Source organism: Streptomyces sp. NPDC045968 (assembly GCF_056430475.1).
The window spans coordinates 44,799-65,699 of sequence record NZ_JBWKLF010000011.1 but is presented as its reverse complement, the minus strand read 5'-3'; the positions used below and the strand labels follow the sequence as shown (position 1 = coordinate 65,699).

The 20,901-nt window shown below is 72.2% G+C and carries 16 protein-coding genes; 12 read left to right on the top strand and 4 right to left on the bottom strand.

The genetic code is table 11. From position 1 onward, the window contains the following. Nucleotides 1-142: 142 nt before the first annotated feature. Complete coding sequence (gene gabT, locus AC07FA_RS28605; RefSeq protein ID WP_479079198.1) at nt 143-1,483, bottom strand: 4-aminobutyrate--2-oxoglutarate transaminase; 1,341 nt, start codon at nt 1,481-1,483, stop codon at nt 143-145. A gap of 246 nt (nt 1,484-1,729) precedes the next feature. Between gabT and AC07FA_RS28600 the strand changes: the two genes are divergently transcribed. The 12 genes from AC07FA_RS28600 to AC07FA_RS28545 all read left to right on the top strand — a co-directional run bounded on the left by AC07FA_RS28600 (nt 1,730) and on the right by AC07FA_RS28545 (nt 18,961). Next, a complete protein-coding gene (locus AC07FA_RS28600; protein WP_479079197.1) occupies nt 1,730-4,141 on the top strand; it encodes an ATP/GTP-binding protein in 2,412 nt (803 codons plus the stop codon). 115 nt (nt 4,142-4,256) lie between these two features. Next, the gene (locus AC07FA_RS28595; RefSeq protein ID WP_479079196.1) at nt 4,257-5,837 is read left to right on the top strand and encodes a PucR family transcriptional regulator; all 1,581 of its coding nucleotides are present in this window, start codon (nt 4,257-4,259) and stop codon (nt 5,835-5,837) included. A 134-nt stretch (nt 5,838-5,971) separates the two neighbouring features. Next, on the top strand, nt 5,972-7,417 hold the full coding sequence (locus AC07FA_RS28590) for an aldehyde dehydrogenase family protein (protein WP_479079195.1): 1,446 nt from the start codon (nt 5,972-5,974) through the stop codon (nt 7,415-7,417). A 229-nt stretch (nt 7,418-7,646) separates the two neighbouring features. Continuing rightward, nucleotides 7,647-9,602, top strand: coding sequence for an acyl-CoA dehydrogenase family protein (locus AC07FA_RS28585; RefSeq protein WP_479079194.1), 1,956 nt, complete (start codon nt 7,647-7,649; stop codon nt 9,600-9,602). Between the two features lie 81 nt (nt 9,603-9,683). Beyond that, nucleotides 9,684-10,931 carry a 3-phosphoshikimate 1-carboxyvinyltransferase gene (aroA, locus tag AC07FA_RS28580; RefSeq protein WP_479079193.1) on the top strand — a complete coding sequence of 416 codons (1,248 nt, stop codon included), beginning with the start codon at nt 9,684-9,686 and terminating at the stop codon, nt 10,929-10,931. 34 nt (nt 10,932-10,965) lie between these two features. After that, the gene (locus AC07FA_RS28575; RefSeq protein WP_479079192.1) at nt 10,966-11,607 is read left to right on the top strand and encodes an LppU/SCO3897 family protein; all 642 of its coding nucleotides are present in this window, start codon (nt 10,966-10,968) and stop codon (nt 11,605-11,607) included. Between the two features lie 55 nt (nt 11,608-11,662). Beyond that, nucleotides 11,663-12,916 carry a 1-deoxy-D-xylulose-5-phosphate reductoisomerase gene (gene dxr, locus AC07FA_RS28570; RefSeq protein ID WP_479079191.1) on the top strand — a complete coding sequence of 418 codons (1,254 nt, stop codon included), beginning with the start codon at nt 11,663-11,665 and terminating at the stop codon, nt 12,914-12,916. Continuing rightward, nucleotides 12,913-14,223: a M50 family metallopeptidase gene (locus AC07FA_RS28565; protein ID WP_479079190.1), complete on the top strand. Its 1,311-nt coding sequence runs from the start codon at nt 12,913-12,915 to the stop codon at nt 14,221-14,223. Before dxr ends, AC07FA_RS28565 begins: the two co-directional genes overlap by 4 nt. A gap of 173 nt (nt 14,224-14,396) precedes the next feature. Further along, nucleotides 14,397-15,551 (top strand): flavodoxin-dependent (E)-4-hydroxy-3-methylbut-2-enyl-diphosphate synthase, encoded by a 1,155-nt coding sequence (ispG, locus tag AC07FA_RS28560; RefSeq protein WP_479079189.1) that lies wholly within the window; start codon nt 14,397-14,399, stop codon nt 15,549-15,551. A 186-nt stretch (nt 15,552-15,737) separates the two neighbouring features. Beyond that, on the top strand, nt 15,738-16,583 hold the full coding sequence (locus AC07FA_RS28555) for a GNAT family N-acetyltransferase (protein ID WP_479079188.1): 846 nt from the start codon (nt 15,738-15,740) through the stop codon (nt 16,581-16,583). A 35-nt stretch (nt 16,584-16,618) separates the two neighbouring features. Beyond that, the gene (locus AC07FA_RS28550; RefSeq protein WP_479079187.1) at nt 16,619-17,224 is read left to right on the top strand and encodes a GNAT family N-acetyltransferase; all 606 of its coding nucleotides are present in this window, start codon (nt 16,619-16,621) and stop codon (nt 17,222-17,224) included. Between the two features lie 36 nt (nt 17,225-17,260). Next, nucleotides 17,261-18,961, top strand: coding sequence for a proline--tRNA ligase (locus tag AC07FA_RS28545; protein ID WP_479079186.1), 1,701 nt, complete (start codon nt 17,261-17,263; stop codon nt 18,959-18,961). Nucleotides 18,962-19,030: 69 nt separating this feature from the next. On the opposite strand, the gene AC07FA_RS28540 is transcribed toward AC07FA_RS28545, so the two are convergent. From AC07FA_RS28540 to AC07FA_RS28530, 3 genes are all read right to left on the bottom strand, one after another. Further along, complete coding sequence (locus AC07FA_RS28540; protein ID WP_479079185.1) at nt 19,031-19,951, bottom strand: aminoglycoside phosphotransferase family protein; 921 nt, start codon at nt 19,949-19,951, stop codon at nt 19,031-19,033. Between the two features lie 28 nt (nt 19,952-19,979). Continuing rightward, a complete protein-coding gene (locus tag AC07FA_RS28535; RefSeq protein WP_479079360.1) occupies nt 19,980-20,474 on the bottom strand; it encodes a ferritin-like domain-containing protein in 495 nt (164 codons plus the stop codon). Nucleotides 20,475-20,482: 8 nt separating this feature from the next. Continuing rightward, nucleotides 20,483-20,901: hypothetical protein (locus AC07FA_RS28530; RefSeq protein WP_479079184.1), on the bottom strand; the 419-nt coding region annotated here is incomplete at its 5' end.

Here is a 20,901-nt window from a genome sequence, read left to right as displayed (position 1 = left end):
AAACCGTACGTCAGCCGAAGGGGGACCGACAGCCGGAATCGAATCCCGCCATCGGCCCCCCACACGTTCTTCACAGGCCGTACCCGGGCCCGGGCCGTCCCCCGCGAAATCACCTTCCGGCGTTCGGCGGGGTTCGCACGGATCAGACCGTGGCGAAAGCCTGCTCGATGATGTCGAGGCCCTCGTTCAGCAGGTCCTCGCCGATGACGAGCGGCGGCAGGAAGCGCAGGACGTTGCCGTACGTGCCACAGGTGAGGACCAGCAGACCCTCGGCGTGGCAGGCCTTGGCCAGGCCGGCGGCGGCCGCCGGGTTCGGGTCCTTCGTGCCGGACTGGACCAGCTCGATCGCGATCATCGCGCCGCGGCCGCGGATGTCACCGATGATGTCGCCGTTGGGGAGCTTCGACTGCATCTCGGCGAGGCGGCCCTTCATGACCTCCTCGATGCGCTTGGCCTTCCCGTTCAGGTCCAGCTCGCGCATGGTCTCGATGGAGCCGAGCGCACCCGCGCAGGCCACCGGGTTCCCGCCGTACGTGCCGCCGAGGCCGCCGGCGTGCGCGGCGTCCATGATCTCGGCGCGGCCCGTCACGGCGGAGAGCGGCAGACCGCCCGCGATGCCCTTGGCCGTGGTGATCAGGTCGGGGACGATGCCCTCGTCCTCGCAGGCGAACCACTGGCCGGTGCGGCAGAAGCCGGACTGGATCTCGTCCGCGACGAAGACGATGCCGTTGTCCTTGGCGAACTGGGCGATCGCCGGGAGGAAGCCCTTGGCCGGCTCGATGAAGCCGCCCTCGCCGAGGACCGGCTCGATGATGATGGCGGCGACGTTGTCCGCGCCGATCTGCTTGGTGATCTCGTCGATGGCCTGCGCGGACGCCTCGGCGCCGGCGTTCTCAGCGCCGGTCGGCCAGCGGTAGCCGTACGCCACCGGGACGCGGTAGACCTCGGGCGCGAACGGACCGAAGCCCTGCTTGTACGGCATGTTCTTCGCCGTCAGCGCCATCGTCAGGTTGGTCCGGCCGTGGTAGCCGTGGTCGAAGACGACGACCGCGGTGCGCTTGGTGTAGGCGCGGGCGATCTTCACGGCGTTCTCGACGGCCTCGGCGCCCGAGTTGAACAGCGCCGACTTCTTCGCGTGGTCGCCCGGCGTCAGCTCGGCCAGCTGCTCACAGACCTCGACGTACCCCTCGTACGGCGTGACCATGAAACAGGTGTGGGTGAAGTCGGCGAGCTGCGCGGAGGCGCGGCGTACGACGGCCTCGGCGGAGGCGCCCACCGACGTCACGGCGATGCCGGAGCCGAAGTCGATCAGACGGTTGCCGTCCACGTCCTCGATGATCCCGCCGCCGGCGCGGGCCGTGAACACCGGCAGAGTGGAGCCCACCCCTGCGGCGACCGCCGCGACACGGCGAGCCTGGAGCTCGACCGACTTCGGGCCGGGAATGGCGGTGACGAGGCTGCGCTCCTGCGGGACTGCGCTCATGAGGGGGCTCCTGGGGGGTGTTCGTACGCTTCTCTTCCTGCAGGCTAGGGGCGGGAAGCGGTGACGGGCATGCGCCGATCGGGAGTGGTGGGGGGCGTGTCCTTGTCCCATCCGGACAGATGGGCGTACGCGCCGGGGAGGCGCGCAGGACGGGACCGGCTCCGGCGCCTGGCTGAACTCCTGGTGCGGGCCCACTAGATTGACCGGGGCAGAGGCGGGACCTGGCTGGTCAGGGGGCAGCGGTTCATGGACACCGAAGGCACGTACGGCGCACGGGACACACGGGCGAATCAGGTGCCCCGCCCCGCTGCGCCCCCACCCGCGGGACCCCCGTCCACGACGCCACCACCCCTCGGTCCTCCACCCACGACGCCCCCGCCCGCCGCCCCGCCGCGCCCGGACCACGCCCCGGCCGCCGGCCCGCGGCTCGACGAGTGGCTGCGCACCCCGCGCCTCCCGCAGGAGCCCGGCGTCTGGCGGTACGGACACACCCCCCGGCCCCCCGAGAAGCCCGAAGGGGTCTCCGACCGGTCCCTGGTGGTCGGCACGGTGATCGCGGTGCTGTGCGGCGTGCTCGTCTGGTCCCTGTGGCGCAACGGGTACATCCCCTACCGGCTGGTCCCGCTGAAGCTCTTCACCCCACGCGAGTGGTGGTACGTGGGCACCTCGGGCGGTCCGCGGACGGTGGAGGGCGTCGACGCCCTGACGGTGTACGAGGCCGTCCTGTTCGGCCTGCTGGTGTACGGCTGCGGCCGCCTGGGTAACTGGCCGGAGCTCTTCCGGCGGCATGTCGCAGGGCGCGGGCAGCCCTTCCTCGGCGGCGCCACCGCGGTCATGGCGGGCCTGGCCCAGCTTCTCGTCTGGCAGGACGCCGTACCGCTCGTCAGGCCCGTCCTCGTGCTGGTCGCCGCGGTCGCGGGCGGTGAGGTCTTCCAGAGCCAGAGCGTCGTGAACGTGATCTACGCGCTGATCACCGCGGCGGTCCTGTACCCGTTCGCCCGCCTGGGCCGCTGGCGGGAACTCCTCGCCGCCTACCGCAGGAGTGGGACCGGCGGCGCCGCCGCTGCCGCGCCGGAGCCGGCTCCCGACACGGCAGCCGACCGGTGGCCGGAGCTGCGCGCCGCCGGGCAGACGGACGCCGCCGAGACACTCACCGCCGAGGTGCGCACCGGCCGGATGAACGACGTGGACTGCGCACGGCTGCGCCACGCCTGGGCCGTCGCCCGCGCGCACCCCGACCGCTTCGCGGGATTCACCGACGCCGTGCTGCGCGCGGGAGGCGCCGCCGCCCTGCACCCCTCCGGCCAGCGGGACCTGCCGCTGCGCACCGCCCGGCACGACGTGCTGACCGGCCAGGTGCGCATCGGCCGGTGCGCCGAGGACGCCCACAACCCCTACGAGCGCCGGGGTTCGGGCGTCGCCCTGGAACCCGCGCTCCTGGGCACGTCCCTGCTGGCGGTGGGGCCGCCGGGCTCGGGCAAGTCCGCCGCGCTCGTACGCCCCGTCGTCGAGTCACTCGCGCTCCGGGCGCTCGCCGGGCAGGCCGCGGTACTCGCGGTGGGCGGCGGCGGAGCCGCGTTCGGCCCCGACGACGCGTACGACGTCGTGGTGCGGATCGGCGACCCCCGGTCCGTACACGACTTCGACCTGTACGGGGGGACGACCGACCCCGACGAGGCGGCCGGGGTGCTCGCGGAAGGGCTCATCGGCGATGTGCCCACGGTGGACAGCCGGCGCGCCGCCACCGTTCTGGCCCAGTTGCTCGGCCCCTTCCGCACCGTCCACGGCCGCTTCCCGCGCGTGCCCGAACTCCGTGAGCTGCTCGACGGCGCCCCGTCCGCCCTCACCGCGCTGCGCGGGCCGCTGGAGGCGGGCGGCCACGGGGCGATGCTGCGCGAACTGGATGCCAGGGCCCGGCAGGCGGGCGGCGCGGGAGATCCCGGGCCGGTGCTCGCCGACCGGATCGCGCTGCTCGACCGGCCCGCTTTCGCCGGATTCTTCGCCACCGGGGAGGGCGCGCGCCCCTTCTCCCCACGCTCGCTGGAACAGCTTCCCCTGCGGGTCCGCATCGACCTGCCGGAGCGCACCCACGCCGAGGCGTCGCGGCTGCTCGCCCGGCTGGTCCTCGCCCAGTTCACGGCCGTCGCCGCCGCCCGCGGCGACCGTTCGCTCTTCGTCTGCCTGGTCCTGGACGACGCGACGCACACCGTGACCCCCGAGACCGTGCGCGGCATCAGGCGGCTGCGGTCCGTCAACGCGGGCGCCGTTCTCGCCCTGCGGACCGTCGACGACGTCCCCGAGGGGCTGCACACCGCGCTGATGGGCGCCGTCGGCTGCTGCATGGCGTTCTCCGGTGTCACCACCTGGGACGGCAAGCGGTTCGCGGAGGTGTGGGGCAAGGAGTGGGTGTCGACCCGGGAGGTCGCCCAGCACACGGTCTTCGCCGACCAGCCCTTCACCCGCGCCGTGCACGCCCTGCGCAAACTGGTGACGGGCAAGGCGGTGACGACGGACGCCGTGACCGTGCGGCAGGTCGAGCGGGAGCGCTGGTCGGCCTCCGAACTGGCGTACTCCGTGCCCGCCGGACACGCCGTGCTCTCCCTGACGACGGTGGACGGCGAGCACGTACCGCCGCTCCTGGTCGAGCTCGGCGGCTGAGCCGCCCTACCGGTCAGTAGCGGGACGAACGGCTCCACGGACTCTGCCGCCCTGGCAGAATTGAAGCAGCCGTTCGTACGGGACGGCGAAATCGATCCAAAGGTTCCGCCGTCCCATGCCCCCCACACTCGCCTCGCTCGCCCAGCACTCGGCGCTCAAGCTCACGGTCCGCGCGGGGGCCGACCGGCTCGACACCCCCGTGCGCTGGGCGCACGCCAGTGAGCTCACCGACCCCGTGCCCTACATGGAGGGCGGGGAGCTCCTCCTCGTCACCGCCACCAACCTCGAAGCCGAGGACAGCGCGGCGATGCTCCGGTACGTGCGCCGGCTGGCCGAGGCCGGGGTCGCCGGGCTCGGATTCGCCGTCGGAGTGAACTACGAGGAGGTCCCCCAGGCCCTCGTCGACGCCGCGGAAGAGGCCGGGCTGCCGCTCCTCGAGGTCCCGCGCCGCACCCCGTTCCTCGCCATCACCAAGGCCGTGTCCGCTGCCATCGCCGCCGATCAGTACCGGGCCGTCACCGCCGGCTTCGAGGCCCAGCGCGAGCTGACCAAGGCCGCCGTGGCGGGCGACGGACCCGGCGAACTCCTCACCCGCCTCGCCGCCCACGTCGACGGCTGGGCGGCCCTGTACGACACCTCGGGCGCCGTCGTGGCCGCCGCGCCCGACTGGGCCGCCAGACGGGCAGCCCGGCTCACCCCCGATGTGGAACGCCTCCGCGACCGGCCCGCCCCGGCCAGCGTCGTCGTCGGCGGCACCGACGACCGGGTCGAGCTCCAGTCGCTCGGCACCGGCCGCCGGGTCCGCGGCGCACTCGCCGTGGGGACGGGCGCGGCGCTGGGGACCGCCGAGCGGTACGCCGTGCACTCCGCGGTCGCCCTGCTGACGCTCACCACCGCACGCTCCCGCTCGCTCCAGGGCGCCGAACAACGCCTCGGCGCCGCCGTCCTGCGCATGCTGCTCGCCGGCCAGCCCGACCACGCGCGCGCCGTCGCCGGAGACCTGTACGGCGGACTCCTCGACGCCCCCTTCCGGCTGCTGATCGCGGAAGCGGCCCCCGCCTCCACCCCCGAGCTCCTCGCCGAGACCATGGAAGCCGCCGCGGCCCGCGCCGGGGAGGCGGTGCTGATGGTCCCCGAGGGCGAACGGATCGTCGTGCTCGCCGCGGACGGCGGCGCCGCGGTGGCCGCCTGCGCCGGATACGCCGAGGCCCAGGACGAGCGCCCGGCCCGCGAACCTGGCACGGAGGACGGCGAGGTCGTCGTCGGTCTGTCCGCGCCGTCCGGACCGATCGCCGTCTCCGCCGCGTACAAGCAGGCGGAACAGGCGCTCTCGGTGGCGCGCCGCCGGGGCAGGGCCCTGGTCGAGCACGAGGAACTGGCCGCCGGCTCCGTACTGCCCCTGCTCGCCGACGACGCCGTACGGGCCTTCGCCGACGGGATGCTCCGCGCCCTGTACGAGCACGACGCCAAGGGCCGAGGCGACCTCGTCGCATCCCTGCGCGCCTGGCTCTCCCGGCACGGCCAGTGGGACGCGGCCGCCGCCGACCTGGGCGTCCACCGTCACACCCTGCGCTACCGGATGCGGCGCGTGGAGGAGATCCTCGGCCGTTCCCTGGACGATCCGGACGTGCGGATGGAGCTCTGGCTGGCGCTGAAGGCCACGACGGCCTCCGCCCCGGCCACCCCGGGCACCTGATCCCCGACAAAGCGGAGTGCCGGGCGCGCCCTGTGCTCCACGCCGGACAAACGTCATCCGCGCCCGGCCGCCCTACGGTGGGGGAGCACGACACCCACGAGCTCCGTCACGACCTCCGAAGGGCCGGACCCGCCATGACTTCCACCCACGCCTTCTGGCTGGCCGGCCGCCAGGCCACCGGCGAGGACAGCTTCGACGTCACCAACCCCTGGGACGGCCGTCTCGTCGGCACGGTCAGCGTGCCGACCGACGCGCAGACCGAAGAAGCCGTCGCCGCCGCGCACGCCGTGCGCGAGGAGTTCGCCGCTACCCCGGCGCACGTCCGGGCCGCCGCGCTCGACCACGTCGTACGCCGCCTCGTGGAGCGCACCGAGGAGATCGCCCAGCTGATCTCCGCCGAGAACGGCAAGCCCATCAAGTGGGCCCGCGGCGAGGTCGGCCGCGCCGTCTCCGTCTTCCGCTTCGCCTCGGAGGAGGCCCGCCGCTTCAACGGCGGCGACGCCCAGCGCCTGGACACCGACGCCGGCGGCACCGGCCGTCTCGGGCTGACCCGGCGCTTCCCGCGCGGCACCGTGCTCGGTATCTCGCCCTTCAACTTCCCGCTCAACCTGAGCGCGCACAAGGTCGCCCCGGCCATCGCCGTCGGCGCCCCGATCATCCTCAAGCCCGCCCCGGCCACCCCGATCTCCTCGCTGATCCTGGGCGAGCTGCTGGCCGAGACCGACCTGCCGGCCGGTTCCTGGTCCGTGCTGACGGTCCCCAACGACCGCATGCCGGCCCTCGTCCAGGACGAGCGGCTGCCCGTGATCTCCTTCACCGGCTCCGGCCCCGTCGGCTACTCGATCATGGACTCGGTCCCGCGCAAGCACTGCACCCTGGAGCTCGGCGGCAACGGAGCCGCGGTCGTCCTCGGCGACTACGCCTCCGAGGAGGACCTGGACTGGGCCGCGACCCGTATCGCGACCTTCTCCAACTACCAGGGCGGCCAGTCCTGCATCTCGGTGCAGCGCGTCATCGCGGACGCCTCGGTCTACGACCGGCTCGTCCCGAAGATCGTCTCGGCCGTCGAGGCCCTGGTCACCGGTGACCCGTCCGACGCCACCACCGACGTCGGCCCGCTGGTCAGCGAGGACGCCGCCCAGCGCGTCGAGTCCTGGGTCGACGAAGCCGTGCAGGCCGGTGCCGCCCTGCTCACCGGCGGCAAGCGGGACGGGGCGACGTACGCCCCGACCGTGCTCACCGACCTCCCGGACAACGTCACGCTCTCCGGCGAAGAGGTCTTCGGCCCGGTCCTGTCCGTACAGAAGGTCGACGGCGAGGCGGAGGCGTTCGCCGCCGTCAACTCCTCCAAGTACGGCCTCCAGGCGGGCGTGTTCACGCACGACCTCCAGACCGCGTTCCGCGCCCACCGCGCCCTGGAGGTGGGCGGCGTGATCATCGGCGACGTCCCCTCGTACCGCGCGGACCAGATGCCGTACGGCGGTGCCAAGCAGTCCGGCGTCGGCCGCGAGGGCGTGCGCTACGCGATGGACGACTACACCTACGAGCGCGTCCTGGTCCTCACCGGCCTCGCCCTCTAGAACCCCCCGAACGGCCGCCTGCCTTCCGCCCGGACAGCGATCGCAGCAGGCGGCACAACGAACGGCCGGAGCCCACTGTGCGGGGGCTCCGGCCGCTCGTATGCCCTGCCGCAGGGGTGGTGGGAGCGGGTCGCATCGGGTACATACGGACGAGTGGCACCAACCGGAGAACGTCCACCGGCCGGTCCACCGACCCACCCGATCCGAGACGCGGCGAGGTGAGCTCCTCATGTCCGCCCCACCCGCACCACCCGAACCGCCCCAGGCGCCCAAAGTCACCGAGCGTGAAGCACGCAGGGTGGCCGAGGCCGCCCGTGAGCAGGACTGGCGCAAGCCCAGTTTCGCCAAGGAACTCTTCCTCGGCCGCTTCCGGCTCGACCTGATCCACCCCCACCCGCTCCCCGCGGGCGAGGACGTACGGCGCGGTGAGGAGTTCCTCGCCCGGCTGCGCGACTTCTGCGAGACGAGGATCGACGGCGCGCTGATCGAGCGCGAGGCCAGAATCCCCGACGAGGTGATCAACGGCCTCAAGGAACTCGGCGCCCTCGGCATGAAGATCTCCCCGCGGTACGGCGGCCTCGGGCTCACCCAGGTGTACTACAACAAGGCCCTCGCCCTGATCGGATCGGCCAGCCCCGCGCTCGGCGCGCTGCTCTCCGCCCATCAGTCGATCGGCGTACCGCAGCCACTGAAGATCTTCGGCACCCAGGAGCAGAAGGACGCCTTCCTGCCCCGGCTGGCCCGTACGGACATCTCGGCGTTCCTCCTCACCGAACCCGACGTGGGGTCCGACCCGGCCCGGCTCGCCACCTCCGCCGTGCCCGACGGCGAGGACTACGTGCTCGACGGCGTGAAGCTCTGGACGACCAACGGGGTCGTCGCCGACCTGCTGGTCGTCATGGCCCGCGTCCCCGCGTCCGAGGGCCACAAGGGCGGGATCACCGCGTTCGTCGTCGAGGCGGACGCCCCGGGCATCACCGTCGAGCACCGCAACGCCTTCATGGGCCTGCGCGGCCTGGAGAACGGCGTCACGCGCTTCCACCGCGTCCGCGTCCCCGCCGCCAACCGGATCGGCCCCGAGGGCGCCGGCCTCAAGATCGCCCTGACCACCCTGAACACCGGCCGCCTCTCGCTGCCCGCCATGTGCGTGGGAGCGGGGAAGTGGAGCCTGAAGATCGCCCGCGAGTGGTCGGCGGTGCGGGAGCAGTGGGGCAGGCCCGTCGCCCGGCACGAGGCGGTCGGCGCGAAGATCTCCTTCATCGCGGCGACCACCTTCGCCCTGGAGGCCATCGTCGACCTCGCCTCGCAGATGGCGGACGAGGACCGCAACGACATCCGGATCGAAGCCGCCCTGGCCAAGCTGTACGGCTCCGAGATGGGCTGTCTGATCGCCGACGAACTGGTGCAGATCCGTGGCGGCCGGGGCTTCGAGACGGCCGACTCCCTCGCCGCCCGCGGCGAACGGGCCGTCCCCGCCGAGCAGTTGCTCCGCGATCTGCGGATCAACCGGATCTTCGAGGGCTCCACGGAGATCATGCACCTGCTGATCGCCCGCGAGGCCGTCGACGCCCACCTCAAGGTGGCCGGAGACATCATCGACCCCGACAAGCCGTTGTCCGCCAAGGCGAAGGCGGGCGCCAACGCGGCCGGCTTCTACGCCCGCTGGCTCCCGAAACTGGTCACAGGACCCGGGCAGCTCCCGCGTACGTACGGCGAGTTCCACCCCGCCGGGCACCCCGACCTGTCCACCCATCTGCGGTACGTCGAACGCTCCTCCCGCAAACTGGCCCGCTCCACCTTCTACGCGATGTCCCGCTGGCAGGGCCGCATGGAGACCAAGCAGGGCTTCCTCGGCCGGATCGTCGACATCGGCGCCGAACTCTTCGCGATGAGCGCCACCTGCGTCCGCGCCGAACTCCTGCGCACCACCGGCGAGCACGGCCGCGAGGCGTACCAACTGGCCGACGTCTTCTGCCACCAGTCCCGCATCCGGGTCGAGGAACTCTTCACCCGCCTGTGGTCCAACACCGACGACCTGGACCGGCGCGTGGTCGACGGCGTCCTCTCCGGTACGTACACCTGGCTGGAGGAGGGCGTCGTCGACCCGAGCGGCGAAGGCCCGTGGATCGCCGACGCCACCCCGGGCGCCTCGACGAAGGAGAACGTCCACCGCCCCATCCGCTGAGCCCGTGCCCCACCGGCGGGGCCCGTCCACGCGCTGGACGTGCCCCGCCGCCGTGCCCGGGGCACGGCAGGATGGGCGCCCGTGACCGTCATCCACATCCCCGGCTCCAAGTCCGTCACCGCCCGCGCGCTGTTCCTGGCCGCCGCTGCGGACGGCACCACCACCCTCGTACGCCCCCTGCGCTCGGACGACACCGAGGGCTTCACGGAGGGCCTGACCCGTCTGGGCTACACGGTGACCCGTGAGCCCGGGCGCTGGCACATCGAGGGGCGCCCGGCCGGCCCGGCCGTCACCGACGCCGACGTGTACTGCCGCGACGGAGCCACCACCGCCCGCTTCCTGCCGACGCTCGCCGCCGCCGCGGCCTCCGGCACCTACCGCTTCGACGCCTCCCCGCAGATGCGCCGCCGCCCCCTCGCCCCGCTCACCGGGGCCCTGCGCACCCTGGGCGTCGACCTGCGCCACGAGGAGGCCGAGGGCCACCACCCGCTGCGGATCGAGGCGTCCGGCATCAAGGGCGGCGAACTGACCCTGGACGCGGGGGAGTCGTCCCAGTACCTCACCGCCCTGCTCATGCTCGGACCGCTCACCGCCGAGGGGCTGCGCATCGACGTCACCGAGCTGGTGTCGGCGCCGTACATCGAGATCACCCTCGCGATGATGCGGAGCTTCGGCGTCGAGGTGGGCCGGGAGGGGAACACCTTCACCGTCCCTCCCGGCGGCTACCGCCCCACCACGTACGCCGTCGAACCCGACGCCTCCACCGCGAGCTACTTCTTCGCGGCCGCCGCCCTCACCGGCCGCGAGGTCACCGTGCCCGGCCTCGGCCGCGACGCGCTCCAGGGTGATCTGCGCTTCGTCGACGTGCTGCGCCGCATGGGCGCCGACGTCCGTACGACGGCGGACGCGACGACCGTCCGCTCCACCGGGACCCTCGCCGGCCTCACGGTCAACATGCGCGACATCTCCGACACGATGCCGACGCTGGCGGCCATCGCACCGTTCGCCTCGTCGCCCGTGCGCATCGAGGACGTCGCCAACACCCGGGTGAAGGAGTGTGACCGGCTCGACGCCTGCGCCGACAACCTCCGCCGCATGGGCATCACCGTGCACACGGGTCACGACTGGATCGAGATCCACCCCGGCACCCCGCGCCCCACCGAGATCACCACTCACGGCGACCACCGCATCGTCATGTCGTTCGCCGTCACCGGGCTGCGCGCACCGGGCATGACGTACGACGACCCCGGCTGCGTACGCAAGACGTTCCCGCGCTTCCACGAGACCTTCGCGGAGTTCACGGATTCCGCGGCACAGGCGGCCGGTTAGGGTTCCTGGGCCCTCGCCGTCCACAGGAGAACTCATGGCCACCCAGCCCCACCAGCCCCTGCCCCCGTACGGGTTCGGCCGCCCCGCGCCGCTCCCGTGCGACATCTGCGGTGCGATACCCGCCGCCCACACCGTCGTCCGTGGTCATCAGGGGCTCGTCGTCACCCTGCGCTTCCTGACGAGGGAAGGCACCTTCTGCCGCACCTGCGGGACCTCGCTGTACCGCAAGATGACCTCGGACACCCTGTGGCAGGGCTGGTGGGGACTGCTGTCCGTGTTCGCCGCGCCGGTCACCCTGGTCATGAACATCGGCGCCCGCTCCCGGATTCGCGCCCTGCCGCACCCGGTGGGCAGCCTGCGCCCCCAGCTCGCCCCCGGCCGCCGCGTGCTGGCCCGGCTGCCCGCCCTGGTCATCATCGGCGCCCTGCTCGTCGGCCTCGGCACCTTCGTCGTACCACGGCTGATCCCCCGCACGCAGACCACGTTCACCGCGGGCGACTGCGGGCGCAACGTAGCCGAGTGGCCCGAACAGGATCTGGAAGAGGTCGGATGCAGCTCGGCCGAGGCCGAGTTCTGGCTCTCGGACGGGGAGAAGTGCTGGGGAATGGACTGGCTGCTGTACCTGGAATACAGCGCCGAGCAGAAGCAGCTGTGCGCTCATCCCATGAAGAAGTGACACCGACGGGGACGCCCTGTCCCGGCGCACAGCCGATGCGGCGACAATGGGGGGCATGAGCGACAGCCCTGCCCCCCTCGCCGATCCGCATCTGATCTTCGACGCCGCGGAAGGCCCCCGGGATCTCGTGATCCTCGGCTCCACCGGGTCCATCGGCACCCAGGCCATCGACCTGGTGCTGCGCAACCCCGACCGCTTCCGCGTCACCGCCCTCTCGGCGGCGGGCGGCCGGGTCGCCCTGCTCGCCGAGCAGGCGCGGCGCCTGCGGGTGCGTACGGTCGCCGTCGCCGCCGAGGACAAGGTGCCGGCCCTGCGCGAGGCGCTGCGCGAGGAGTACGGGGCGGGCGAGCCGCTCCCCGAGATCCTGGCCGGGCCCGACGCCGCCACCCAGCTCGCCGCGGGCGACTGCCACACCGTGCTGAACGGCATCACCGGCTCGATCGGTCTCGCCCCCACCCTCGCCGCCCTCACGGCGGGCCGCACGCTCGCCCTCGCCAACAAGGAGTCGCTGATCGTCGGCGGCCCGCTGGTGAAGGCGCTCGCCGCCCCCGGCCAGATCATCCCGGTCGACTCGGAACACGCCGCGCTCTTCCAGGCCCTGGCCGCCGGCACCCGCGCCGATGTGCGCAAGCTCGTCGTCACGGCCTCCGGCGGACCCTTCAGAGGGCGTACGAGGAGTGAGCTGGCCGACGTCACCAGGGAGCAGGCCCTCGCGCACCCGACCTGGGCGATGGGCCCGGTCATCACCATCAACTCGGCGACCCTCGTCAACAAGGGCCTGGAAGTCATCGAGGCGCATCTCCTCTACGACATTCCGTTCGACCGCATCGAGGTGGTGGTCCACCCGCAGTCGTACGTGCACTCCATGGTCGAGTTCACGGACGGCTCCACGCTCGCCCAGGCCACCCCGCCCGACATGCGCGGCCCGATCGCCATCGGCCTCGGCTGGCCGCAGCGCGTCCCGGACGCCGCACCCGCCTTCGACTGGTCGAAGGCGTCCAGCTGGGAGTTCTTCCCGCTGGACACCGAAGCCTTCCCGTCCGTCGGGCTCGCCCGGCACGTCGGCACCCTCGGCGGCACGGCACCCGCGGTCTTCAACGCCGCGAACGAGGAGTGCGTGGACGCGTTCCTGGCGGGACGGCTGCCCTTCAACGGAATCATGGATACGGTCACCGCAGTGGTGGCCGAACACGGCACCCCTGCCACGGGAACTTCACTGACGGTCGCGGACGTCCTCGAAGCGGAGACCTGGGCGCGTGCCCGGGCCCAGGAGCTCTCGGCGAAAGCGACAGCGGAGGCGCGCGCATGAGTATGACGACGATCCTGTTGACGATCCTGGGGATCGCCATCTTCGCCGTGGGTCTGCTGTTCTCGATCGCCTGGCACGAGCTGGGGCACCTCTCGACCGCCAAGCTCTTCGGCATCCGCGTACCGCAGTACATGGTCGGCTTCGGCCCGACCATCTGGTCGCGCAAGAAGGGCGACACCGAGTACGGCATCAAGGCGATCCCCGCGGGCGGCTACATCCGCATGATCGGCATGTTCCCGCCCGGCGCCGACGGACGTCTGGAGGCGCGTTCCACCTCACCGTGGCGCGGCATGATCGAGGACGCCAGGTCCGCCGCCTTCGAGGAACTCCAGCCGGGCGACGAGACCCGCCTCTTCTACACGCGCAAGCCGTGGAAGCGCGTGATCGTGATGTTCGCCGGCCCGTTCATGAATCTGGTGCTGGCCGTCGCGATCTTCCTCGGCGTCTCCATGACCTTCGGCTTCCAGACCGAGACGACCCAGGTCGCCGGGGTCCAGCAGTGCGTGATCTCCCAGAGCGAGGACCGCGACACCTGCAAGAAGGGTGACCCGGTCTCACCCGCCAAGGCCGCCGGCCTCCAGAAGGGCGACAAGATCGTCTCCTTCGACGGCCAGCGGATCGACGACTGGCAGGCGCTCTCCGACCGCATCCGCGACACCATCGGCCCCGCCACCCTCGTCGTCGAGCGCGACGGGCAGGAGAAGACCCTGCACGCCGTGCTGGAGAAGAACGAGGTGGCGAAGAAGGACGCCGACGGACAGGCCGTCCCGGGCGAGTTCGTGGACGCGGGTTACCTCGGCTTCGCCCCCCGCAGCGAGATCGTGCCGCTCTCCTTCGGCGACTCGGTCGTCCGCATCGGAGACATGATCGAGAACGGTGTCGACTCGATCATCGCGCTGCCGTCCAAGATCCCGGACCTCTGGAACGCGGCCTTCAGCGACGGGGAACGCGCGGACGACTCCCCGGTCGGCGTGATCGGCGCGGCCCGCATCGGCGGCGAGGTGATGACCCTCGACGTCCCGGCGCAGAACCAGATCGCGATGATGCTGTTCCTGCTCGCCGGCTTCAACCTCTCGCTGTTCCTCTTCAACATGCTGCCCCTGCTGCCGCTGGACGGCGGGCATATCGCCGGCGCCCTCTGGGAATCCCTGCGCCGCAAGGTGGCACGGGTCTTCAAGCGCTCCGACCCCGGCCCGTTCGACGTGGCGAAGCTGATGCCGGTCGCCTACGTCGTCGCCGGAATCTTCATCTGCTTCACGCTGCTGGTCCTGGTGGCCGACATCGTCAACCCGGTCAAGATCACCTGACCGGCCCACGCGCACCACGGGTGGTGGCCGGTCACACACGTGAGGGCCGGCCACCCGCCACAGGGTGGTTTCGCCGGACGGGATGCGTCCGGCGCCCCTTCGGTGCCGTAACCTCGAAGACCGGAGCCCGCCGATCTCGGGACCTTGATCCACACCTTGGGGATGCTCAGCGCATGACTGCGATTTCTCTCGGAATGCCCGCCGTTCCGACCAAGCTCGCCGACCGAAGGGTCAGCCGCCAGATCCAGGTCGGATCGGTCGCGGTCGGCGGAGACGCACCCGTGTCGGTGCAGTCGATGACGACGACGCGTACGTCGGACATCGGTGCGACGTTGCAGCAGATCGCGGAGCTGACGGCGTCCGGCTGCCAGATCGTGCGAGTGGCGTGCCCGACGCAGGACGACGCGGACGCGCTGTCGACGATCGCGCGCAAGTCGCAGATCCCGGTGATCGCCGATATCCACTTCCAGCCGAAGTACGTGTTCGCGGCGATCGACGCGGGCTGCGCGGCGGTGCGGGTGAACCCCGGGAACATCAAGCAGTTCGACGACAAGGTCAAGGAGATCGCGCTCGCGGCCAAGGACGCGGGCACACCGATCCGGATCGGTGTGAACGCGGGCTCGCTGGACGCGCGGCTGCTGAAGAAGTACGGCAAGGCGACGCCGGAGGCTCTGGTGGAGTCCGCGCTGTGGGAGGCGTCGCTCTTCGAGGAGCACGGCTTCGGCGACATCAAGATCTCGGTGAAGCACAACGACCCGGTCGTGATGGTGAACGCCTACCGTCAGCTGGCGGCGCAGAGCGACTACCCGCTGCACCTGGGTGTGACGGAGGCGGGACCGGCGTTCCAGGGGACGATCAAGTCCGCCGTGGCGTTCGGCGCGCTGCTGTCGGAGGGCATCGGGGACACGATCCGTGTCTCGCTGTCGGCCCCGCCGGCCGAGGAGGTCAAGGTCGGCCTCCAGATCCTTGAGGCGCTGAATCTCAAGCAGCGCCGCCTGGAGATCGTCTCGTGCCCGTCGTGCGGGCGCGCGCAGGTGGACGTGTACAAGCTGGCGGACCAGGTCAGTGCGGGCCTTGAGGGCATGGAGGTCCCGCTGCGGGTCGCAGTGATGGGCTGTGTCGTCAACGGTCCCGGTGAGGCCCGTGAGGCGGACCTGGGTGTGGCGTCCGGCAACGGCAAGGGCCAGATCTTCGTGAAGGGCGAGGTCATCAAGACCGTCCCCGAGTCGAAGATCGTCGAGACCCTCATCGAGGAAGCCATGAAGATCGCCGAGCAGATGGAGAAGGACGGCATCTCCTCCGGCGAACCCCAGGTCTCCATCAGCTGACCCGCCCCTGGAGGCCCCTTCAGGCCCCGGAGCGTTCCCCGTCGCCGTACGGACTCGGATTCCCGAGCCCGTACGGCGACGGGCTTTTCCGTGCCCGTCCCGGGACAGCTCCCGGGCGCGGGGGGCGTCCGCCGCCGCCGTTCGGTACAGTGCGGAAATCAGCAGACCGCATGGTGAGGCCCCCTCGTGTTGACGCAGACCACCACCCGGGTCCTCGAACCCAGCGACCTCGGCGCAGCGCTCGCCATCCTGGAGAGCGAGCCCGTGGCCAACGCCTTTGTCACGTCCCGTGTACAGGTCGCGGGGCTCGACCCCTGGCGCCTCGGCGGCGAGATGTGGGGCTGGTACGCCGACGGGCGACTGCGGTCCCTGTGCTACTCCGGGGCCAACCTCGTGCCCATCTGTGCCACTCCCGAGGCCATCAGGGCCTTCGCCGACCGGGCCCGCAGAGCCGGCCGCCGCTGTTCGTCGATCGTCGGCCCCGCCGAACCCACCACCCAGCTGTGGCGTCTGCTCGAACCCGGCTGGGGCCCCGCCCGTGAGGTCCGCGCCAACCAGCCGCTCATGGTCACCGAGCAGCCCTCCGCCGACGTCGAACCCGACCCCCTCGTGCGCCGCATCCGCAAGGAGGAGATGGACATCCTCATGCCCGCCTGCGTGGCGATGTTCACGGAGGAGGTGGGCATCTCACCGATGGCGGGCGACGGCGGACTCCTCTACCAGGCACGCGTCGCCGAGCTGATCGGCACCGGCCGCTCCTTCGCCCGCATCGAGGACGGCAAGGTCGTCTTCAAGGCGGAGATCGGCGCGGCCACCTCGCTGGCCTGCCAGATCCAGGGCGTCTGGGTCGCTCCCGAGCACCGCGGCCGCGGACTCTCCGAAACCGGCATGGCCGCGGTCCTGCGGTACGCCCTGGCCGACGTGGCCCCGATCGTCAGCCTGTACGTGAACGACTACAACACCCCCGCGCGCAAGGCGTACACGCGTGTCGGCTTCCGCGAGACCGGAGCGTTCATGAGCGTCCTCTTCTGACCCCACGGCCCGAGCGCGGCCAGTAGGGTTCCCGCATGGCAGCAGCAGTTTCCGGGATCGGGCCCGGGGCCCCCGACATCCTGGTCGGCCCCGTCGACCTGGCCGAACGCGTCGACGAGGCACTGGCGGTGCAGGCCGTCGCCTTCGGCCTGGGCCCGGAGGAGATCGCGGTACGCCGCCACATCGTGCTGCGGCACCTCGACCATCCGCGGGCCCGGGCGCTCGGAGCCACCACCCCCGCCGGCCGGCTCGTCGGATTCGTGTACGGCATGCCCAACGACCGCGCCCAGTGGTGGTCCACCGTCGTCGAGCCCTATCTCCGGGCCACCGGCTCCGACGACTGGCTCGACGACTCCTTCGTGATCACGGAGCTGCACGTCCATCCGGACTTCCAGCAGCGCGGGATCGGCCGCACCCTGATCACGACCGTCACGGACGCCGCCGGCCTGCCGCGTTCCATCCTCTCCGCGATCGACACGGAGAGCCCGGCGCGTGGCCTCTACCGCGCCCTCGGCTACCAGGACCTGGCCCGCCAGGTGCACTTTCCCAGCGCTCCCAGGCCCTACGCCGTGATGGGCGCGCCCCTCCCGCTGCGCCGTGCGGAGCGAATCGATTTCCGCCCGCCCCTGCCGCCCGGCTAATCTCGGCCACATCACCCTTCCGAGCAGGAGTTCATCATGGCCCAGGTCCAGCGCATGTCCCGATTGATGATCAAGACACTGCGCGACGACCCGGCAGACGCCGAGACGCTCAACCACAAGCTGCTCGTCCGGGCCGGTTACGTACGTCGCACGGCCGCCGGCATCTGGAGCTGGCTGCCGCTCGGCAAGAAGGTCCTGGAGAACGTCACCCGCGTCGTCCGCGAGGAGATGGACGCCATCGGCGGCCAGGAGGTCCTGCTCCCCGCGCTGCTGCCGAAGGAGGCGTACGAGGCGAGCGGCCGTTACGACGAGTACGGCGACCTGCTGTTCAGGCTCCAGGACCGCAAGGGCGCCGACTACCTCCTAGGCCCCACCCACGAAGAGATCTTCACGCAGGTCGTCAAGGACATGTGCTCGTCCTACAAGGACCTGCCGGTGATCCTCTACCAGATCCAGACCAAGTACCGCGACGAGGCCCGCCCCCGCGCCGGTGTGCTGCGCGGCCGCGAGTTCCAGATGAAGGACTCGTACTCCTTCGACACCACCGACGAGGGGCTCGTCGAGGCGTACCAGCTGCACCGGGCCGCCTACATCCGGATCTTCGAGCGCCTCGGCCTCGACCACCGCATCGTGTCCGCCGTCTCCGGCGCCATGGGCGGCTCCGCGTCCGAGGAGTTCCTCGCCCCCGCCCCGGCCGGCGAGGACACCTTCGTCGACTGCCCCAACTGCGACTACGCCGCCAACACCGAGGCCGTGACCTACAAGGCCACCCCGTCCGACGCCTCGGCGCACAGCCCCGTCGAGGAGCTGGACACCCCCGACACCCCGACCATCGAGACCCTCGCCGCCCACCTCGGCGTCGAGGCCTCCGCCACCCTGAAGAACCTCCTGGTCAAGGTCGACGGCGAGATCGTGGCCGTGGGCGTACCCGGTGACCGCGAGGTCGACCTCGGCAAGCTCGGCGAGCACCTCGCCCCCGCTGTCGTCGAGCTCGTCACCGCCGAGGACTTCGTGGGCCGCCCCGACCTGGTGCGCGGCTACGTCGGCCCGCAGGGCCTGGAGAAGGTCCGCTACATCGCCGACCCCCGCGTCGCCGCGGGAACCGCGTGGATCACGGGCGCCAACAAGGAGGGCAAGCACGCGAAGAACGTCGTCGCGGGCCGCGACTTCGAGGTCGACGACTACGTCGACGTCGTCGTGGTCGAGGCGGGCGACCCCTGCCCCAACTGCGGCGCCGGCCTCCGGGTGGACCGTGCCATCGAGATCGGTCACATCTTCCAGCTCGGCCGCAAGTACGCCGACATCTTCTCCCTCGACGTCCTCGGCCAGCAGGGCAAGCCCGTCCGCGTCACGATGGGCTCGTACGGCATCGGCGTCTCCCGCGCCGTGGCCGCCCTCGCCGAGCAGACCGCCGACGACAAGGGCCTCTGCTGGCCCCGCGAGATCGCCCCGGCCGACGTCCACGTCGTCGCCGCGGGCAAGGCGCTCCAGACGGAGCTGGCCCTCGAAGTCTCCGAGAAGCTGAACGCCGCGGGCCTGCGCGTCCTGGTCGACGACCGCCCGGGCGTCTCGCCCGGCGTCAAGTTCACGGACTCCGAGCTCATCGGCGTCCCGAAGATCCTGGTGGCAGGCCGCCGCTCGGCCGAGGGCGTCCTCGAACTCAAGGACCGCCGCACGGGCGAGCGCGAGGAGCTCACGGTGGACGAGGCGATCGCCCGCCTCACCGACCAGGGCTGAGCCGCGCCGATACGTCACGAAGGCCCCCGCGCACCCGCGCGGGGGCCTTCGGGCTGTCCGGGGGCGGTTCTACAGCCAGCCCGCGAACTCCAGCGTCAGTTCGCCGTCCTGCCGGCGCCCCGCTGCCAGCGCCCGGGTGCCCGACTCCACGGCCCGGAACAGGGTCCAGCCGTGCAGCCTTTCCCGGTCCACGTCGAGGGAATCGGCGAGCTTCTTGATCCGTCGCCGTGCCGTCGCCGCACCACCGGGGGAAGCGATCAGATCCTCGACCCGGTCGCGCACCAGCCGCGCCAGATCGTAGGCGCGCTCGCCGACCAGCGGCTCAGGACCGACCGTCAGCCAGGGGGAACGCTCACCCGAGAGCACCTTGCTCTGGCGGAAGTTGCCGTGCAGCAGCAGGAGTTCGGGGGAGTGGGCGACCAGCTCCGCGCGAGCCGCCAGCGCGGCCGTCACCAGCGGCGCCAGCGCGGGGTCCGCCTCCGCGGCGGCCCGCATCGGCCCCGCCTGACGGCCCGTCCGCGCCTCCACCGACTCGAAGGAGTGCCCGGCCGGCGGGTCGACCCACAGCCGGCGCACCGTGCCGGCCGCCTCCAGCAGAGCCTTCGCCTCCGGCAGCGAGCGCAGCGACACCTCGTGGTGCAGCCGTTCCAGGAGCAGCGCGTCGCCCGGCAGCGCCCCGGCGGAGGGGTCGAGCAGCTGCACCGCGCCCCAGCCGTTCCAGTGCGCCAACGCCGCCCGCTCGCACGCCGGTGCGGCCTCGGGAGGGGCGATCTTCAGCACGCCGGGCGCACCGTCGGACCGCCGGACCAGGACGACCAGGCCGCTGCGACCGCCGGGGGCGACCACCCGCTCGGCCGTGAGCTCCTGCCCGTCCCCCGAGAGCGCCTCGTCGGTCAGTGCGGGAAGCCGTCCGAGCCAGTCGGCCGCGGCGGCGTCGCCGTACATCTCGCCGAGCGCTCGCACCAGACGCTGCGGCGGTTCGAAACCCATACGTGCCTTGTTCCCTTTCAGAGCCTCTTCAGCGCGTCCCGCTCGTCCGGTTCGCCTCGTCCGCACCCGCGGCCTTCGCGGGTGCGGCCTTCTCGGTGAGCCCGGGAAAGGCTACGCCGGTGCCCCGCCAGCGGACCGCGCGTACGGCGGCCTCCCGCAGAGCGCCCGCGGCCTCACGCCGCAGGGGGCCTCCGGCGGCCCGTACGAGATCGGAGTAGACGCCCGCGACCCGGTCCTCCAGCACGGCGGCGAGCCGCACCGCCGCCGCCGGGTCCCGCACCGCGAACGGCAGAGCGTACGCGGCGTCGGCCGCGACCGGCGTACCGCCCAGGTCACGCACGGTACGCACCAGGGCGTCGCGCCGGGCCCGGTGGCCGTCGTGGGCGGCCGTGGCCTCCCTGCCGCGCCGGCCGGTGAGCCGGCCGCCGAGCACCGCGTATCCGTACACCGCGGCGTGCTCGGCGGCGAGGGCCGCCTGTGCGGCCTCCAGTTCCTCGGAGCCGTCCTCGGCCCGGGAGTCCATGACGCTCATCAGGCGGTGTCCTTGGCGAGTTCGGTGAGCAGATACGCGTGCACGGCGCCGGCCGCCGCGACGGAGGCGAGCAGCCGGGCGAGTTCGGGCTCCGCCTCCAGCAGGGACGCGGTGTGGGCGTCGGCTGAGCGTCGCGCCTCGGTGGCCAGCGCCTTCAGGGCGGCCTTCGCGTCGACGGCCGGAGCCGGCGCGGGCGGGACGGGTGCCGTCCGTCCCGCGCCCTTCGACAGGGCCGCCGTGTGCTCCTGCACGGCCGACCGCAGCGGGGCCAGCCCGGCAGCCGTCGCGGGATGGGCCGCCGCGACCTGGTCGTACCGGGCGAGCAGCGAGGCGCTGACCCGGGTCGCGGGGGGGGGGGGGGGGGGGGGTGGGATGGTTTGGTGTTGGGGGTGAGTGGTTGAAAGTACGTGAGTACACC

Bases quoted from the DNA above. Each gene is read 5' to 3' on its own strand.
- AC07FA_RS28535 (WP_479079360.1), bottom strand. From the start codon at position 20,474: ATGGACTCCCGGGCCGAGGACGGCTCCGAGGAACTGGAGGCCGCACAG.
- AC07FA_RS28585 (WP_479079194.1), top strand. From the start codon at position 7,647: ATGTCCGCCCCACCCGCACCACCCGAACCGCCCCAGGCGCCCAAAGTC.
- dxr (WP_479079191.1), top strand. From the start codon at position 11,663: ATGAGCGACAGCCCTGCCCCCCTCGCCGATCCGCATCTGATCTTCGAC.
- ispG (WP_479079189.1), top strand. From the start codon at position 14,397: ATGACTGCGATTTCTCTCGGAATGCCCGCCGTTCCGACCAAGCTCGCC.
- AC07FA_RS28575 (WP_479079192.1), top strand. From the start codon at position 10,966: ATGGCCACCCAGCCCCACCAGCCCCTGCCCCCGTACGGGTTCGGCCGC.
- AC07FA_RS28590 (WP_479079195.1), top strand. From the start codon at position 5,972: ATGACTTCCACCCACGCCTTCTGGCTGGCCGGCCGCCAGGCCACCGGC.
- AC07FA_RS28545 (WP_479079186.1), top strand. From the start codon at position 17,261: ATGGCCCAGGTCCAGCGCATGTCCCGATTGATGATCAAGACACTGCGC.
- AC07FA_RS28540 (WP_479079185.1), bottom strand. From the start codon at position 19,951: ATGGGTTTCGAACCGCCGCAGCGTCTGGTGCGAGCGCTCGGCGAGATG.
- AC07FA_RS28600 (WP_479079197.1), top strand. From the start codon at position 1,730: ATGGACACCGAAGGCACGTACGGCGCACGGGACACACGGGCGAATCAG.
- AC07FA_RS28595 (WP_479079196.1), top strand. From the start codon at position 4,257: ATGCCCCCCACACTCGCCTCGCTCGCCCAGCACTCGGCGCTCAAGCTC.
- gabT (WP_479079198.1), bottom strand. From the start codon at position 1,483: ATGAGCGCAGTCCCGCAGGAGCGCAGCCTCGTCACCGCCATTCCCGGC.
- AC07FA_RS28565 (WP_479079190.1), top strand. From the start codon at position 12,913: ATGAGTATGACGACGATCCTGTTGACGATCCTGGGGATCGCCATCTTC.
- AC07FA_RS28550 (WP_479079187.1), top strand. From the start codon at position 16,619: ATGGCAGCAGCAGTTTCCGGGATCGGGCCCGGGGCCCCCGACATCCTG.